General features: G+C 52.6%; 13 protein-coding genes and 2 tRNA genes. 4 read left to right on the forward strand and 11 right to left on the reverse strand.

Features of this window, described 5'->3' with window-relative positions:
• Nucleotides 1-70 precede the first annotated feature (70 nt).
• The 5 genes from hcp to ACE419_RS03010 all read right to left on the reverse strand — a co-directional run bounded on the left by hcp (nucleotide 71) and on the right by ACE419_RS03010 (nucleotide 6,937).
• Entirely contained in the window at nucleotides 71-1,711 is a 1,641-nt protein-coding gene (gene hcp, locus ACE419_RS02990; protein ID WP_435720938.1) for a hydroxylamine reductase, read from the reverse strand.
• A gap of 186 nt (nucleotides 1,712-1,897) precedes the next feature.
• Nucleotides 1,898-1,974, reverse strand: a tRNA-Arg gene (locus ACE419_RS02995).
• 61 nt (nucleotides 1,975-2,035) lie between these two features.
• On the reverse strand, nucleotides 2,036-4,960 hold the full coding sequence (locus ACE419_RS03000; protein ID WP_435720939.1) for an EAL domain-containing protein: 2,925 nt from the start codon (nucleotides 4,958-4,960) through the stop codon (nucleotides 2,036-2,038).
• Nucleotides 4,961-5,079: 119 nt separating this feature from the next.
• Complete coding sequence (gene budA / locus ACE419_RS03005; RefSeq protein ID WP_435720940.1) at nucleotides 5,080-5,853, reverse strand: acetolactate decarboxylase; 774 nt, start codon at nucleotides 5,851-5,853, stop codon at nucleotides 5,080-5,082.
• Between the two features lie 199 nt (nucleotides 5,854-6,052).
• Nucleotides 6,053-6,937 carry a fructosamine kinase family protein gene (locus ACE419_RS03010; RefSeq protein WP_435720941.1) on the reverse strand — a complete coding sequence of 295 codons (885 nt, stop codon included), beginning with the start codon at nucleotides 6,935-6,937 and terminating at the stop codon, nucleotides 6,053-6,055.
• Nucleotides 6,938-7,082: 145 nt separating this feature from the next.
• Here ACE419_RS03010 and ACE419_RS03015 point away from each other — a divergent pair, with 145 nt between their 5' ends.
• The gene (locus tag ACE419_RS03015) at nucleotides 7,083-7,676 is read left to right on the forward strand and encodes a hypothetical protein (RefSeq protein WP_435720942.1); all 594 of its coding nucleotides are present in this window, start codon (nucleotides 7,083-7,085) and stop codon (nucleotides 7,674-7,676) included.
• Nucleotides 7,677-7,815: 139 nt separating this feature from the next.
• Complete coding sequence (locus tag ACE419_RS03020) at nucleotides 7,816-10,461, forward strand: EAL domain-containing protein (RefSeq protein ID WP_435720943.1); 2,646 nt, start codon at nucleotides 7,816-7,818, stop codon at nucleotides 10,459-10,461.
• Nucleotides 10,462-10,565: 104 nt separating this feature from the next.
• On the opposite strand, the gene ACE419_RS03025 is transcribed toward ACE419_RS03020, so the two are convergent.
• Entirely contained in the window at nucleotides 10,566-11,825 is a 1,260-nt protein-coding gene (locus tag ACE419_RS03025) for a DAK2 domain-containing protein (protein WP_435720944.1), read from the reverse strand.
• A 338-nt stretch (nucleotides 11,826-12,163) separates the two neighbouring features.
• On the opposite strand from ACE419_RS03025, the gene rpmF reads away from it, so the two are divergent.
• Complete coding sequence (gene rpmF / locus ACE419_RS03030; RefSeq protein WP_005842638.1) at nucleotides 12,164-12,343, forward strand: 50S ribosomal protein L32; 180 nt, start codon at nucleotides 12,164-12,166, stop codon at nucleotides 12,341-12,343.
• 115 nt (nucleotides 12,344-12,458) lie between these two features.
• Here the strand turns inward: rpmF and ACE419_RS03035 are convergent.
• Nucleotides 12,459-12,547: transfer RNA gene (locus ACE419_RS03035), tRNA-Ser, on the reverse strand.
• Between the two features lie 212 nt (nucleotides 12,548-12,759).
• Between ACE419_RS03035 and perR the strand changes: the two genes are divergently transcribed.
• Nucleotides 12,760-13,200, forward strand: a complete 441-nt coding sequence (gene perR, locus ACE419_RS03040) for a transcriptional regulator PerR (protein WP_432646272.1) — start codon at nucleotides 12,760-12,762, stop codon at nucleotides 13,198-13,200.
• 93 nt (nucleotides 13,201-13,293) lie between these two features.
• Here the strand turns inward: perR and ACE419_RS03045 are convergent, their stop codons facing one another.
• The 4 genes from ACE419_RS03045 to ACE419_RS03060 form a co-directional block, all read right to left on the reverse strand.
• The gene (locus ACE419_RS03045; protein WP_435720945.1) at nucleotides 13,294-15,231 is read right to left on the reverse strand and encodes a TRAP transporter permease; all 1,938 of its coding nucleotides are present in this window, start codon (nucleotides 15,229-15,231) and stop codon (nucleotides 13,294-13,296) included.
• 63 nt (nucleotides 15,232-15,294) lie between these two features.
• Nucleotides 15,295-15,780 carry a DUF1850 domain-containing protein gene (locus tag ACE419_RS03050; RefSeq protein WP_435720946.1) on the reverse strand — a complete coding sequence of 162 codons (486 nt, stop codon included), beginning with the start codon at nucleotides 15,778-15,780 and terminating at the stop codon, nucleotides 15,295-15,297.
• A gap of 109 nt (nucleotides 15,781-15,889) precedes the next feature.
• The gene (locus ACE419_RS03055; RefSeq protein WP_435720947.1) at nucleotides 15,890-16,852 is read right to left on the reverse strand and encodes a TAXI family TRAP transporter solute-binding subunit; all 963 of its coding nucleotides are present in this window, start codon (nucleotides 16,850-16,852) and stop codon (nucleotides 15,890-15,892) included.
• 234 nt (nucleotides 16,853-17,086) lie between these two features.
• Nucleotides 17,087-17,731, reverse strand: coding sequence for a CBS domain-containing protein (locus tag ACE419_RS03060; protein ID WP_432646276.1), 645 nt, complete (start codon nucleotides 17,729-17,731; stop codon nucleotides 17,087-17,089).
• Between the last annotated feature and the right edge of the window lie 89 nt (nucleotides 17,732-17,820).

Here is a 17,820-nt window from a genome sequence, read left to right on the forward strand (position 1 = left end):
GCAGCTTTTTGCAGGTGTATGGTGTTATGAGATATGTATGGATTTGAGAGAAGTAAGGAACAAACGTCAATCAGCCGATCATCGTCTTGATGTCGCTTTCCACCGTCGTGATGCCGCCGATGCCGAAATTCTCGACGAGAACTTTCGCGACATTCGGGGAAAGGAAAGCCGGCAGCGTCGGTCCAAGATGGATGTTCTTGACACCGAGGTGCAGCAGAGCCAGGAGGACGATGACAGCCTTCTGCTCGTACCAGGCAATGTTGTAGACAATCGGCAGTTTGTTGACATCGTCAAGGCCGAAGGCATCCTTGAGTGCGAGGGCAATCAGGGCAAGGCTGTAGGAGTCGTTGCACTGGCCGGCATCGAGGACGCGCGGAATGCCGCCGATATCGCCGAGTTCCTGCTGGAGTTTGATGTATTTGTATTTTGCGCAGCCAGCCGTCAGGATGATCGTGTCCTTCGGCAGAGCCTTGGCAAATTCCGTGTAGTATTCACGGCTCTTCATGCGGCCGTCGCAGCCTGCCATGACGACAAACTTCTTGATGGCACCGGCCTTGACAGCCTCAATGACCTTATCGGCTACAGCCATGACCTGTGCATGAGCGAAACCACCGACAATCTGGCCTTTTTCGAGTTCCGTCGGAGCAGCGCATTGCTTAGCCATCTCGATGACAGCACTGAAATCCTTCGTGCCGTCTGCCTTTGCTTCGATATGCGGGCAGCCCGGGAAACCAACGGCACCCGTCGTGAAGACGCGGCTCTTATAAGAATCTTTCGGCGGTACGAGGCAGTTCGTCGTCAGGATGACCGGACCGTTGAAAGCCTCGAACTCTTCCTTCTGCTTCCACCATGCATTGCCGTAGTTGCCAGCGAAGTTCTTGTAATGCTTGAACTTCGGATAGTAATGAGCTGGCAGCATCTCGCCGTGCGTGTAAACATCGACGCCCGTGCCTTCCGTCTGCTCGAGAAGCATCTCGAGGTCGCGGAGGTCATGACCGGAAATCAGGATGCCCGGGTTCTTGCGGACACCGAGGTCAACCGTCGTGACTTCCGGATTGCCATAGGCCGTCGTGTTGGCCTTGTCGAGCAGAGCCATGCCGTCAACGCCGAACTTGCCCGTCTCCAGAGCAAGGGCCGTGAGCTGCTCGCCCGTCTGGCTGTCATCGAGCAGGCGTGCAAGCGCCGACTGCAGGAACGCATCGATGGCTTCGTTTTCCTGCTTCAGGACATTGGCGTGCTTGACATAAGCAGCGAGGCCCTTGAGGCCGTACGTGATGAGCTCGCGCAGGCTGCGGATGTCTTCATTCTCCGTAGCGAGGACGCCGACTTTCTTGGCCTTCTCGTCAAAACCATCGCGGCCGTCGTTGTAGAGAGCTGCTTCCGGCAGATTTTCGCGGCTCGTGAGACCTGCGAGCATTTCCGACTTGACCTGCAGCGTCTTCTCGATGGCTTCGATGATGGCCTCGCGGTCAAAGTTCGCATTCGTAATCGTGATGAAGAGGTTCTTCGTTACGAGATGGTTGACATCTGCCGATACTTTCTTGCCCTCAGCGCGCAGGCGCGTCGTGACAGCGGCAAGACCTTTCGTCACATAGATCAGAAGGTCCTGCATGGCAGCGACTTCCGGCTTCTTGCCGCAGACACCGACCTGCGTGCAGCCCTTGCAGCCTGCTGTTTCCTGGCACTGGAAGCAAAACATCTTATTTTCCATCGTAAGCTCTCCTTTTATATAACATAGAACACATAAGTTTTTCTTGATTCATTGTCTATATCATAGCAGGATATAGGCCGTCATTCTGTAACGATTGTTACAAACCGACTGTTACAGCAGAATTTCCAAACAAAAAAGCTTTGCCAAAAACTACGAAGTCTGACAAAGCCTTTCAATTCCTAAGAATGGTGCGATTGGTGAGAGTCGAACTCACGACCTGCCGCTTAGGAGGCGGACGCTCTATCCAACTGAGCTACAACCGCACAACAAGTTTATTGTAGCAGACAGGCGCGGAATGTGCAAGTCATGTGTGTACGCAGAAGCTCAATTCCTCCGGCGGCGCTTTTGACGGCGTTCCGTCTTTTGCTGCTGATGCAGGCGGTCCTGTGCAATATGATAGATGTTTTCGGTCGAGACACCCTTTTCCCTTGAATGCGCAATCGCATACCGGAAGACCAGTGTCACTGGATTGCCGGCAATCTCATGAATGGCATTGAGTGCCCGCAGAACATCAGAAGCACGTTTTCTCGCTTCATCTTCATCCTTATCGTAGGCCAGCAGGGCAAATGTTGCCTGGCCCGTGCGCGCAATTGTCGCCCTGCGGCCAGCCACCTTCCGGATTTCATCGGCTTCGCGCTGCAGGAGCTGCCGCGCGATATCCATGCCATAGGCACTGACCACCGAATCATAGGAGGCATTTTCAATGAGCAGCACGCTGTACTGGCGTTTCTGCAGGGTCCGCTGCTCATCATAGCTGAACATCGCATCGGCCCAGCCGCGCGCATTCATAAGGCCCGTCACGGGGTCGTCATAAGACGTTTCCGAAATATCCCGAATGCGTTTTCTCATCTTATCGGCATCGAAGAACACGCCCATGAGCCCGACAATCCTGCCCTGATTGTAAAGCGGCCATTTATAGCAGGTAATGTGATGCAGGACACCTCGAATGATGCACTGCCCCGGCTGATTTTGAATCACTCTGCCCTTCTGCAGGACCTCGAGCTCGGCATCGCGGTAAGGCCCATCGTCAACGTGCCAGCCCATATCTTCATCCGTCCTGCCGAGTACGTCCTGCGCAGAATCAAAGCCATAATACCGCAGGAACGAATGCGAGACGCCGAGGAAACGGCGCTTTGTATCCTTCCAGAAATAACAGAACTCCGAATTTCGCTGCTGACTGTCCCAAAGCATGGCCTTATAGGCATCGTTTAACTGTCCCGGTGCGAGAGACAGATGCGTCCCCTTCTGCGCTGCATCGCTTTTAACCATGGACTGTACCATAAAGGCGATATTATCTGCCCGGTCATCAAACGAGCGCGCAGTATAGGCCACCTTCCTGCTCCCCGCCTCCGGAATCAGCAGAATCGAACACCCCATCCAATTGTAGCTGCCGTGCCGGTCTTTCAGGCGCAGGCAGCAGTTCAGGATGCCATCGGGGCTGTCATGCAGGCGCTGAAGAATGGTTTCCGGCGCGACATAACGCTGGTATGCCTCAAGGTCATCTTCATAAACGAGGGCCCTGCCGTATGCTTCTGTCATCTTCCGAATACCATTTTCGCATCCCTGTTCCAGCAGATTAAATGCAGACTTCTCGCGAATCTGATTCACCGTATCCGCGTCAAAGTCGACGATGTAAATGCTGTCAAACATCATATAAAGATAACGCAGATTGTCATCGAACTTCTGATTTTCCATATGACTGCTGTCCTGCGTGATATTCCAGGAACTCATACAGAACAGAGTATGGCCGTCCGTATGTGCAACAACATGCATGACAGTGCGGATATAATTGTTGGCAATCGTACAGAAGTACGTCTCGCGCCTGCCGCTTTCTTCTGTGGCATGAACGAGACTGCGGATATCCCGGTACAGCGGAGCATTTACATTGTCATTGAAGCTTGCTTCGATATCCCGAACAGTATAATGGATGCTTTTTACCTGTTCCCGGTAACCTGCATTCGTGTAAAGGAAATGGAACTTGCCTCCTGCAAATTCCAGCAGAGTCAGTGGCTCATCCGTCTCGTGAATCGCGCTGGCCGCCATATCGTAATAATGATGCCAGAGTCTTGTCTCGATCCCTGCTCCAGCCGCTTTCATATGAGAAAAAGCTCCCTCAAGCGGCTGCGGCTTGCCAAAGAAATAGCCCTGCAGTCTGCCGCAGCCAATCGAGGCCAGAAAATCGGCCTGCTCGGAGGTCTCCACACCTTCCATGAGCGTCTTAATGCCGAGTTTCTTCGCCATGCTGATGGTCGAAGCGATGATTTGGCGCGATTTTTCGGTAAACGTGCGCAAAAAGCCCATATCGAGCTTGATGAGGTCGCAGTTGACATCCTTCAGGAGATTCAGCGAAGAATACCCGCTGCCAAAATCATCAATCCAGACTTCATAGCCCTCATCGCGCAGACGGTCCATCGTCGCACGGATATGGCCGGGATCCTCTGCCACGACGCTTTCCGTAACTTCGATATGTAAGAGATCGCGCGGCAGGCGGAATTCCGTCATCGTGCTCTCAATCATGTCAAAGACATCGAGCAGCATGAAGTCAACGCGCGAAAGATTGAACGAGACCGGCACCGTAGGCAGTCCTTTATCCATACGCGACCGTATCGTCCGGCAGGTTTCCTTCAATATATAAGTATCGAGCTTGTGAATCTGACGTGTCTGTTCCAGTGCCGGAATAAACATGCCGGGTGACAGAAAGCCGATTTTCGGGTCGATCCAGCGTGACAGCACCTCAAAGCCGCAAAGGTCCCCCGTCAGTGTGCGGACGACCGGTTGATAGTAAAGATGAATCCAGCCGCGGCTTAAAGCCGTATCGATATTTTCAATAACGTACTCGCGGATATCCTTATCGATCTGATAGTCCGACGCCCTGTTGCCCGTTTCGAGCATCAGGCAGTAGAGAAGGTCCCCTTCCTCAAGGGAATGAACCACGCAGCCGGAAATATCCACATAGCGGGGCCTGCCCGTATGCGTGACAATGCGGGCACAGATATGCTCAAAACGTGTGCCCTTCGCAGAGAGCTGCCGCTCGATCTGACTATGAACCTGTTTGATGTCTTCCGGCATCAGCATGTTTTCCACATTATTCTGGATGTGGACAGTCAGTTCACCAAAATCATGGCAGTCAAAAAGACGCAGGACTTCTGCATTGGCAAAAAGAAGCCTGCGCGGCCTGCTGAGCGTGCAGACGTAGAAGCCCCCCGGAAATTCATTTGGCAAATTAACCGGCTGATAATTTTTTTGCATGCAATTGTTTCCTCATAAGACGTTTTTCGTCTAGAACATTTCGCTTTATTTCATATCTTTATTTTATCACACTCATGCTCAAAAAACATATACAGGCAAAATTAATTTTCCATACGAAATTAATCTGCTCCCCCCTGCTCGACCTGACGAATCTCTTCTTTGGAAGCATTCTCAAGGTCCGCGTGCTGAAAAGCCTGATTGCTCGGCAAATCGAGGATAAAGCGGTCCGTCTTATTGAGCGTAGCCGTGCCGTGTACCATATCGACGTCAAAGACATGGCCGCCAAATGTGCGCGCATCGTTGATAAAATGGAAATGCCAGCCCGGCGTATTGACACCATCCATGAATTTTGGGAAATAGAAACAAACGAGCGAACCATCGACATTTTCAAAGGCAAAGCGCCGTTCATCCGTCTCAAGCACCTTGGCAAACGGCTTGTACGGTTCATGCTGATAAAGTTCTGTGCGCGCTGCCACGCGGTTGAAACGCCCATCAATGCGCACAACGTACATACTGTTCGGTCCTAAAAGGTCAATGCTGTCATCAAGTGCTGCGCGCAAATCCGCAATTGACGCCATCTCGCCAAATTTTATCGTATGGCCCTCCTCAAGATACGCAATGCTGGCAAACGACGTCGTGTCAAGGGGCTGTGCCTCAATGACCGAACCGTCTGCCAGAATGCGGTAGCAGTGGCCGTCAATGACGATGAGCTCACCGGCTACGGCATGAAAGGTCCCGATGCCCGTATCCCCGTGTTTCAAGAAGTCTTCGATGTAAAGGCAGCCATAATAATTGCCGAGAATCAGGGACTGCAGGGTTGAAATCTGGTAAACAGGGTCGCGTTTTTCTTTGATGCCGCTGATGTCGCGCGGACGCAGGACAGGATTTGTCATATAGTCTCCTTATATCATATATAAATATTTATAATATTTTTCTTTATTACAGGTAAAATGAATACAATTTCGTTATGACCATTATATCATAGCCGCGCGCAGACTTTCTATGATATGCGTCCGCCTGCAAAAGATTCCCGAAAAAAATCTGCCGCCAAAAGCGGCAGACTGCCCGTCAAACACTTTTCAAAACTCAGGGTCATCCCGCATAATGACGGATGATGCGCGTAACGGCACCGAGATAGGCGCGGCCGAAAAGATGAAGATGATTTAGGAGATGATACAGATTGTAAAGGTCCAGGCGCTCACCAAAGCCGGCTTCAAGAGGTGCCGCTTCGTTGTAGGCATCGTAGAATTCCGGCTCGAAGCCGCCAAAAAGCCGCGTGAGCGCGATGTCGAACTCACGGTTGCCGACGCAGACGGCGGGGTCGATGAGCACAGCCTCGCCGTCGCTGCCCAGCATGACATTGCCGCACCAAAGGTCGCCATGAAGAAGAGACGGGTACTCCGGCTCCACAAAATAATCCTCAAGATGGTCGAGAAGGTGTCTTGCCCGCCGGCGGTCGTCAGGCGTAAAGTAGGATTTTGTCAGCTGCAGCCGCGGCAAAAGGCGCTGCGTGCGGAAAAAATCCACCCAGCTGTCATTGACCTGATTCTTCTGGCGGATGGAACCGCTGTAATTGTTCTCGTAAAAGCCAAAGCGCCTGCCCTTTGTCAAAGACGTCGTATCGGCCTGATGCATGGCCGCGAGCATATGGCCGAGATTTTCCCAGTAATCACGCCGTGGGCGCGACGGACGCACATAGGTCAGCAGCAAAAAGGATTTGCCGTCGGGATTTTTGCCATAGGCGAGGACCTCCGGCGTCCTTGCCCCGGCTTCTTTCATCGCTTTGAGACCATCTGCTTCCACGGCAAAAAAATCATCGGCCACATTTTTATGGCATTTCATGAAAAGGTCCTGTCCGCTACGTAATACCAGATGATAGGCTTCATTAATATCTCCGCCCGAGACCGGCTCTTCTGCCACGATATCTGCCTCGCTGCCAAATAAACGCGTCAGGCAGCTCATCAAATCTTCCTGCATAAAAACATCCCTTTTCCAGAACACAAAAATCTGCCTTTGCTTTTATCATACTTCAAACAGCATCCGGCAACAAGGAAAAGATTGGCATATCGCCCCTGCCTGCTGTAAAATAAAGGAAAATGAAAACCTTACGAGGAGAATCATCATGAAAAAAATCTTACTCTCTTTAACGGCAGCTCTTTGCCTGAGCCTTACAGGCATCACTCCTGCACCATCTGTCAGTGCCGCTGCAGCAGAAGGCAGCATCACGGGAGCAGTCTACACGCATGGCTCCGAGCGCGGCATGAAGATTGCCTCAAATCCCGATGCCTCTGCCGGCGGCATCAGCTGGGACCTCGCCGCCCCCAAGCGGAAATTTCACGATAAAGAGGCCGACGTCTGGCTGATTGGCAGGGATTTCACCTATGATAAACTGAGTGAACAGGAAATAAAAGACTGGTACCGCCATAATACGGTACCAAAGGATGCCCCCGTGTACCATACGGAGACAGACAAAAAAACGGGGGAATATGCTTTTCAGAATATCCCCGAAGGCACGTATTTCCTCGTCATCCTCGACAGTTACGGCCGCGATTCCGCCCAAAACCTCACGGAGCTCGACGACAAGCAGCAGCTCATGAAAAAACTCCCCGACTGGGATTCCTTCGAGCTCTTCAACGTCGGGCCGCGCAGCTGCCTTGTGCAGATGGTCACGGTCAAAGCCGGTGAAACCATCCATATCAAGCCCGGCGTCCTTTAAAATTCATTTATGCATTTTATGCTTATATTCATGCATGCCTGCATTGTCTTTTGAAAAGCCCCTATGCTATAATATCAGTATGTTTTAGCACAAGCGATAATCTGACAAATTATTTCGTCAGAAAGGGGTCAAAAATATTTTGGGGAAGTTATACGGGCGGCTCATCCTGCTGCTCTTTCTAGTCTGCAGCCTGCTTCTTTGCTCACAGGCAGCAGCCAGGCCGCTGCTGCGCGTCGGCGTCCACGAACTCGGCACGGACATCACCGAAGATGAGTACGGGAATTTCTACGGCATGGACACGGACTTCATGCAGGCACTGGGCAGCTATGCCGGCCGTCAGGTCATTTTTATTCCCGGCAGCTGGCAGGAAAATCAGGCACGGCTGGCTTCCGGTGAAATTGATGTTGTGGCCGGCATCATCAAGACGCCGGAACGTCAGCAGACAATGCTGTTTTCCCATCTGATGATGGGGCGCATCAAACAGGAACAGGATTCCCGTATCAGTTCTTCTCCTTTTTGGGTCGAACCGCTCTATTTCGCTGTACGCAGGGATAACACCGCGCTGATGAATGAACTGGAACTGGCCAATGAACAGCTCATTGGCAACCGGCCGTATTTTGTCAGTTACCTTTACCGCCTGTATTACGGCCAGCAAAGTTCCCACAAACTGCAGCTTGCACCGCAGGAAGCCTCCTTTTTAAAAATGCATCCCGTCATTTCGGCAGCAGTCATTGCGGACGAACGGCCTTTTGCCTATGTCGATGAACACGGAGAGCTGCAGGGCACGATGCGCAGGCTCACAGACCGTATCGAACAGGACCTCGGCATCAAGCTCAGCCTTATCATCGAGACCAATTACGAAAAGGCTTACGAAGACTTAAACTCCGGCAAAGCCCAAATTCTTCTGAATACAGACGGTGATATCAGCTGGGCCGCAGCGCATGGCCTGGATCTCACCACATCGTATCTGACTTCTTACTATACAGCCGTAACCCGCCGCGAGGGCATTCCTGATAATCCCCGCATCGCCTGCTTTTGCCCGCATATCGCGGAACGTTTTCTGCGCCAGCGCTACAGTGAAAAACAACTGCGCCTGCATGACAGCGTGGAGAGCTGCCTTCAGGCCGTGCAGACAAAACAGGCTGATATGACGTTTCTGCGTCTGGAAACGGCTCAGTACAACATCTGGCAGGGGAATTTCCCTGACTTGAAAACAGACGGCAGCATCGCTTTTTCCCGCGACATCGCCATTGGCGTTTCCAATCAGATGGAGCCGGAGCTCCTGCCGATCCTCGATAAGGAGATTGGCTTCATCGGCCGCGATGCCCTGCTGGACCAGTCTTCCTTTTACAATCCCAAAACCGAAGCCCAGCGCAGCTTTAAGTCGCTTTTCTTCGCCTATCCGCAGTATTTCGTCACGGGACTTTCGCTGCTGCTGCTCATTCTTCTGCTGCTCTTCTGGCGTCAGATGAAAATGCGCCGCCAGCATACAGACGAGCTGCAGAAGATGCTCGATACGGACCATTATACAGGGCTTCATAACCGCGGCTGGTTTGAACGTAAGGCAGGCCGGTATCTCGCCGCGCAGCCGGAGAATCGGGACTTTGCCATCATCAAATTCGGCATCAGCCGGCCGGATATTCTCGTCAACACCTATGGAGCCGAAGTGATCTTTCATCTGCTGCAGCGCTTTACGGACAATCTGCAGCAGGCTGCCTGGGCAAAATTCCCCGCTGTCCATACCAGTGTCGGCAAGTTATTCTTTCTCGCTGACCTTCGGCATTTCCAAAATCAGGAAGAACTGGAACAGGCGCTGCGTTATCTTCTGCATCAGAATGAATATATCAATGTTGGCCATATGGTCGTCCACGTCGACTTCAAGATTGGCATCTGCAGTCTTTCTTCCCACAACGTTTCCATGGCTAAAGCGATGAATCAGGCAGACTTTGCCTTACATGAGGCACAGCCCATCTGCTTCTACAATGCCGAAATCCAGCAGAAAACCGAACTACTGAACCGCATTGAAGGCCTGCAGCAGAAGGCCATGGCCAATAAAGAATTTAAGGTCTGGTATCAGCCCAAATACGACCTCAAAACGCGCCGCTGTGTCGGTGCCGAAGCTCTCGTGCGCTGGCAGAGCCGGGAACTCGGCTTTCTGCCGCCCGGACAGTTCATCCCGCTCTTCGAGCGAAACGGCTTCATCACACAGCTCGATTTTTTCATGCTCGGTCAGGTCATGACCTGGCAGAAAAAACGCCGACTGGCAGGTCTGCCCGTCGTGCCGGTCTCCGTCAATCAGTCGCGCCTCCATTTGCAGGAAAAGAATTATCTCACTTATATGCAGCGCCTCGTCACCTATTATTCTGCTAAAGATATCGAATTGGAACTCACCGAAACGGCGTTTTCTCTTCAGGAACCAAAAATGCAGCAGCAGGCACTGAATGTCGGCCGGCGTTTGCAGGAAATGGGCTTCTGTCTTGATATCGATGATTTTGGCAGTGGCTACTCGAATCTCACCCTGCTCAATGCCATGCCTTTCCGCGTCATCAAGATCGACCGCTCGCTGCTGCTCGCAGCCGAAGACGCCCCGCGCATGCAGACGGTTCTTGCCCATACCTGCAAACTGGGCCACGACCTCGGCATGACCATCATCTGCGAAGGCATCGAAACACCGGAGCAGGAAGAAATCCTGCTCCGCTGCGGCTGCGACCAGGGACAGGGCTATCTCTACGGCAAACCGATGAAAGAAGCGGACTTTGAAGCCTTTCTTGCCGCCCATATCTGACGGCAGTGAGGATGGCAGCATAAAAAAACTCTGGCACATCTATTTTGTGTCAGAGTTTTTTCTATATCTCAGCCAAAATTTACGCCCGCGTGCAGGCGAGCTGCTCAGCCATTGAGCAGACCGGCAGCCTGCTGCATGGCCTCGCTGTTCTCGGCAGCATCTTTCTCCGGGTCAAACGCCTTGATGGCCTTGGCCTGCTGCATCTTGTCCTGACAGAGGACGAGCTCTACGCGGCTGCCGAGCAGGCGTTTTGCCTGACGGAAGGCCAGGCGGAAATCGCGGCTCCACGAAATCATAACGTATGACGAAGCGAGGTCACTGTGGGCTGCATTGACGAGCTCACCGACAGAAGGACAATTATCTTCCCCGCCATTGACAATGATATGTACGCCGGCATCCTGCAGCTCACGTGCCTGCACCTTGTTCTCGGCCACGGCCAGCAGGGCCACGCGCATCAGGGCGCCATGCGCATTCAGGACATGGCTCTCGCTCATATTCGTGATGTGCAGATTCTTGATGGGCCCCCAGCCGATGGCCTGCTCTATGACCTTGCCGACATGGTCGGTATGCAGATGGACCTCAACACCCTTTTCATGGCGCTCGACGAGTGCAAAACTCGAGTATTCGCGCAGGTGGCGCTCGAACTCCGGCACGTCGACACGCGTGTTGAGAATCGTAAAGCGCACACAGTATGGGCGCACGAGGTCTTCTCGCGGATCCGGCATGCCCGGCTGGCCTGCCTCCAGTCCCAGTGAGAGGCTGACGCTCGGCGAAACAAAGTTGCCGTCAAGGCCCTTGAGGCAGCCAGAAAGGAACGTGAACATGATGCGCGCGCCCGCATCTTCATGGTCCATCTTTGCCAGTGCCTGTTTGCCCGCTTCAATGGCTGCCTGCAGGATTTCCGAAATCGGCAGGTTGGCACGCACAGCGTGATAAGCGCCCTTTGCCACGGCCTTGGCCACCATGATGATTGGCTGCTCCGGCTCCTCCGGCACAGCGCGCTGCGCATAGAGAATGCCATACTGGAAGGCCTTGCCAAACTCCGACGAAGTGGCATTGTACTTGCCCGAAAGCCCTTTACCAAGGCCGCGGAACATCTGCGCGAGCACGATGCCGGCGCTGCCGCGCGCCCCGAAGACAGCTGCCGTCGCCACGCGGCGTGCGAGCCCGCCTATGCTGTCATCCTTTGTCTCCGACAGCGGCATGACAGCAGCCCCCATCGTACGCAGGATATGCGTGCCGGGCATATGCCCGGCCCCTTTCAGTGCATTGATTTGTTCATATTCAAGCAGAAATTCGCTGTACGCGCCGGATACCATGCGCTTGAAATCACTGCCAGTAATTACTTCTCTATTTCCTGTCATATTCCATCACACCCGTTTCTTTTTACCGCCCTGCGCTCATACCGAACTTTTTAAAACAGGAAGGTTACTTTCTATTATAATTCGCGACGAAAAAGAAAACACCTCTATTTTGCAAAAATTCTTCAAGATATTTCTAAAAACAGCTGGAATATCCCCTCGTCCTGAAAAAAATTGCCATAACTTGCCCGAAAAGAAAAATTTCCCTTGCAACTGACCGCAAAAACAGCTATCATAGATATATGTGTCAAATCACATACTCACGTGAAATGAATCCATCCAGCATCAACCCATTGCATGGATTTCACTGAAGGAACACGTACCTCGGAGGTGAAAATCAAATGGCAGTACCAAAGCGCAAAACTTCTAAGGCACGCCGCGACCAGCGCCGTGCTAACTGGAAGCTCGAAGCTCCCGGCTTCGTTGCCTGCCCGCAGTGCCACGAACCGAAAATGCCGCATCACGTTTGCCCGGAATGCGGTTACTATGACGGCAAAGAAGTCGTCAAAGCAGCAGAATAATGCTTGCAAAGGGTCAGGTCTTTCCCTTAGGGAAAGGCCTGATTTTTTATTTCCTATTATATAGGATACAGACAATAAAAAAGTCCCTGCAGCGCTGCAGGGACTGATTTGCAAATGGCAGAGAGGGTGGGATTCGAACCCACGGTGGCTATTAACCACACTTGATTTCGAGTCAAGCACCTTCGACCACTCGGACACCTCTCCGTGTTCGTTGAAGAACATATAATATATTAGCATATCTTCTCGCCAATGTAAAGCCCTTTTTTCGCTCTGTTTTTCTCTTTTAAAGTCAAACCATAAAAAGAATGGTTACTAGTTGACAATTTGGCAAATAACACGTAGAATAACCTTATAAAATATTTATTCTCCGTTAGTGTACCCTTGAGACAATCTAAGGAAAAATATGAGGTGATATCATGCTGACTCCGACCGAACTGACCAGCCGCCTGCGCGAAGCGGGCTTCAAAGTAACGCCGCAGCGTCTCGCAGTTTACAACATGCTTTCCCATACGAAAGCACATCCAAATGCCGATATGATTTACCGTGAGCTCCAGCCGCTCTATCCGACGATGAGCCTGGCTACGGTCTACAAGGCTCTGGCCATCCTCTGTGACCTCGGTCTTGCCCAGGAACTCAACGTCGGCGAAGAGGCGTTCCGCTATGACGCAGATACGAGCCATCATCCGCATATCCGCTGCACCTGCTGCGGCCGCGTCGATGATGTGCCGGTGCTCAACACGAATGGCGTTTACGAGCAGGTTAAGGATGAGACAGGCTATGAGCTCTCCGACCATCAGCTTTATTTCTTCGGCGTCTGCCCGGAATGCCAGAAAAAGCAGAAGAAAAATCTTCACTAAGCTAAAAACACTCTCTTTACCAAAAATGCTGACACGATTGTGTCAGCATTTTTGGTTTATAGAATTGTTTGAGGAGAGACAAAAAGGAATCAATCAGGCAGCTGCCATCTTCTTGCGGCGTTTGAGCTGCAGGAAGAGAATGACGGCAAACAGGATGAAACCTGCAATATCTGTCATGAAGCCCGGCTTGATCATCATGAGGCCGCCGGCGATGAGCACGAGACGCTCAAAGGCATTGCAGTCATCGGCAAGATAGCCGATGAGGGCCGAAGAAAGGGCCACCATGCCGATAAGGGCCGTGAGCGTCGTCAGGAACAGGTCAAAGGCTGTACCCTCCAGCATCAAAAGGACCGGTGACAGCACGAACATATACGGAATAATGAACGCCGCAATGGCCAGTTTCGAGGCATTTATCCCTGTCCTTAAAGGATTGCCTCCGGAGATGCCGGACCCCGCAAAGGCTGCGAGCGCGACCGGCGGCGTGACATCGGCGATAATGCCGAAGTAGAACACGAACATATGCGCACAGAGAACAGGTACACCCATCTGCACGAGAGCCGGTGCAGCAATCGTCGACGTGATGACGTAGTTTGCCGTCGTCGGCACGCCCATGCCGAGTACGATGGCCGTAATCATCGTGAAGAACATCGTCGGCAGCAGCAGTCCGCCCGAAAGGTCCAAAAGGCCCGAAGCGAGCTTGAGGCCGACGCCCGTCTTCGTGACGACGCCGATGATGATGCCGGCAGAAGCACAGGCCACGAGGACGGACAGCACGTTGCGTGCGCCGCGGTCAAGACCGCGGACAATCTCAATCGGCTTCATACGCGTCGCTTTGCGCAGGGCCGAACAAAGGATAGAAAGCACAATGGCGACCAGAGCGGCGCGCATCGGCGTGTAGCCGGCGACGAGCAGATAAACGATGACAATGAGCGGCAGAGCGAGGTGGCCGCGCTCCCGCAGGATATTGCCGATTTTCGGCAGCTGGCTCCGCGGGATGCCCTTGAGATTGCCGCGCTTCGCTTCGAAATGAACGCCGAGCCAGATACCGGCAAAATAGAGGAAGGCCGGCACAATAGCAGCTTTGACAATGTCGATGTACGGCACGCCGACAAATTCAGCCATGAGGAACGCCGCAGCGCCCATGACCGGCGGCATGAGCTGACCGCCCGTCGAAGCTGCCGCCTCAACGGCGCCGGCAAAATCCTTATGATAGCCGAGTTTCTTCATCATCGGAATCGTAAGAGAGCCCGTGCCGACGACGTTGGCTACCGAACTGCCCGAAACCGTACCCATGAGGCCCGAAGACAGGACGGCGACTTTTGCCGGACCGCCGCTGGCCCAGCCGGCAATGGCATTGGCGAGGTCGATGAAAAATTTGCCAAGGCCCGTGGACTCCAAGTAAGCGCCGAACAGAATGAACAGGAAAATGAACGTCGAAGAAACGCCCAGCGGAATGCCGAAGATACCTTCTGTCGTGAAGTACAGATGGCCGACGAGCTGCTCAATGGTCAGCCCGCGGTGGGCAAGCACACCCGGCATATAAGGACCGGCAAAGGCATAAGCGAGGAACGCCAGCACGACACAGACCATCGGCAGACCGACGATGCGGCGCGTGGCCTCAATGACGAGCAGGATGCCGACAAGGCCCACGGCAAGGTCGACGCCCGAGACCGTACCCGAACGCAGCACAAGGTGCTGATACTCGATGACGATGTACGCCGGTGTTGCCGCGCCGAGGATGGCCAACAGCACATCAAAGGGATGCACCTTATAGCGCGACCACGACTTGCGCGTCGGATACAGGAGATACACGAGCGCGAGGCCAAAGCCAAGATGGACGGCACGCTGCAGCTGGGCATCGAGCACGCCGAATGTCGCCGTGTAGAGCTGGAAGATGGAGAATGTGATGGCAATGGCCGAGACAATCTTGGCCATGATGCCCTTGTACACCATCGTATCGGATTCTTTATCGTATTTTTTTAGAATATCATCTGCGGATTTTGGATCCAGCTTTTCAGTCATAAAAAACATCCTCTCTGCTTCTCATCCCCGTAGATCCATATACCATATAATAATGGATGGGAAGTAAAAGTATCATTTACCAAGGAGTCCCCGGTAAAGCGGCATAATCGCTAAATCGATGCGCGTGCCAGGCGCATAGCGTTCATAGAGCCGGTATGTACGGCCATTCAGCGTCAGGGTAAGCTTGGTGCCCACACCCGTGCGCAGGGATAAATCCCTGAAATGCCGGTCCATATGGTCAAACACATAATAATTGCCCTCTTCGCGAAAATCGCCTTCTTCCTCCAGGAAGGGCAGTCCCACGCCAAACGACTGGTATTTTGTCGAAAGCAGCGTAAAACCATCGCGGGCATCATTGACTTCAAGATTCTCAAGAACCGGCGTCTTCTGCACCGAATGAATAAAATGAATGGAAAATGGCAGTCCCGGCCTTGCCTCGACTACAGCCACCCGCTCGCCCGCTGCCCGTACCACAAGGCACGGGGTCAAAAAGACATTGAGCAGGCCAAAGATGACAGCTAAGGCAGTTAGACCGGCACAAATTGAATAACGACGCATCGTAAAATCACCAGGTCAAAAGCAAAAAGGCCTCTCCATCACCATCATCGTCATGCCTTTCCAGCACATGAACGGACGAAAGAGACCTTTTGCTTATTCTTTACTCTTCTTACTCTTTAAAGAACTTCTCAGCACCGGCATTCATCGGCAGCGACATGCCCTTCATGGCACCTTCCTTCGTGATGAGCTTGCCTACAGAATGAGCGGCCTGCAGACGGTCGAGATTCGAGAAGATTGCCTTGGCAATATCATAGCCCATCTTGTCGTCGACTTTATCCGTAGCGACGAGCATAGCCATAACGGAGATCGTCGGGACTTCCTCATCAAAGCCGGCATACGTACCAGCCGGAATGGTCGTCTTCGTGTAGAACGGATACTTGGCAATCAGAGCATCGGCCTTATCCGCATCGATTGGCAGCAGGCGGACCTTATTCTGCGAAGCGATATCCTGTACCGAGGACGTCGGGTAGCCGGCCGTCAGGAACGCTGCATCGACATTGCCGTCCTTGAGGGCGCTGGCGCCTTCAGCAAAGGAGAGGTACTGGACGTCGATATCATCGTACGTGATGCCATAAGCCTCGAGAATCTGGCGGGCATTGGCCTCAGCGCCCGAGCCTGCAGCACCGACGGCGACGCGCTTGCCCTTGAGGTCCTTGATGCTCTTGATGCCGGCCTTATCGAGCGTGACGAACTGGCACGTCTCCGGATAAAGCGAAGCGATGCCGCGGATGTTGTCAACTTTCTTGTCCTTGAACATCTCCGTGCCGTTGACAGCGTAATACGTGATATCGTTCTGGACAATGGCGAGGTCAACCGAATTGTCCTTGAGCATGTTGATATTGGCGACCGTAGCACCCGTTGACTGTGCACTCGCATTCATGCCGGGGATTTCCTTATTGAGGATTTCGGCCATGGCACCGCCGATTGGATAGTACGTACCAGCCGTACCGCCCGTCGCGATGTTAAGGAATTTTTTCTGACTGCTTTCACTGCCGCAGCCGGCTAAAAGCACGGCTGTCATAACCGCTATAAGTCCCACGGTCAGCATTTTGGTCAAGGAATGAAACTTCATGTTGAACGCCTCCCACATTTATATCTGTAAATCATATTATGTATAAAATTATAACATAGCGTATATACACTGACAAGGTTAAAAGTGAAAAATACATGTAAATTTGTAATGTTTATATGTATACAAGAAACAAAAAGAGCCCTTTCCACGTCACATACCATAGCTGTGAGGGAAAAGAGCTCTTCGTTGAGCTTATTCTATGCGATTTTACAGGGATGTATCCTGTCTTATCCGTCAGCCAATGCGGGCTGTATGGATGATCTCATACCCCTTGGCTTTGATCTTCGCGGAGATTTCCTCGACGTTGGGGATATCGCCGCGCACGACAATCTCGTATTTGCCGTACGGCTGTCGGCAGGTCACGAGGCTGTCGATGGACAGGCCGCACTCCGTGAAAATGCCGGCAATGTCGTAAACAACACCGACTTTATTATCGACGAGCAGCGTCAGGCGTGTCTTGCCTTCCTGCAGGCCCATGACATCGACAAATGTCTTGAAGATATCCGTCTCCGTGATGACGCCGACAACAGCACCGACACTCGAGACGACCGGCAGGCCGCCAATCTTGTGATTGTACATGATGAGCGCGGCTTCTTCAATCGTCGCATCCTCATTGACGGAAATGACTTCCTTATTCATGATATCGCCAATCTTGAGCTTGGCGAGAAGCGAACGCGCTTCATAACGCGAAAGCGTCGTTGCCGGCGACGGTGCGACGCGCATGATGTCCTTATCCGACAAAAAGCCAACGAGCTTGCCTTCTTCCACGACCGGCAGGCGGCGGAAATGGCCCTTCTTCATGGCCGAAGCCGCTTCATCGACGGGTGTATCCGGTGAAACCGTCACTGGATTTTTTGCCATGCGATTTGCTACAAACATCTAAAATCCCCCTCTGCAATTTACTGCTGTTAAGAGAATTCGCCATCTGCCGGCAGTTTCCTGCCAGCAGGCAGTACTATTTATCCCAT

The sequence above is a fragment of the Mitsuokella apri genome, from assembly GCF_047974105.1.
GTDB lineage: Bacteria > Bacillota > Negativicutes > Selenomonadales > Selenomonadaceae > Mitsuokella.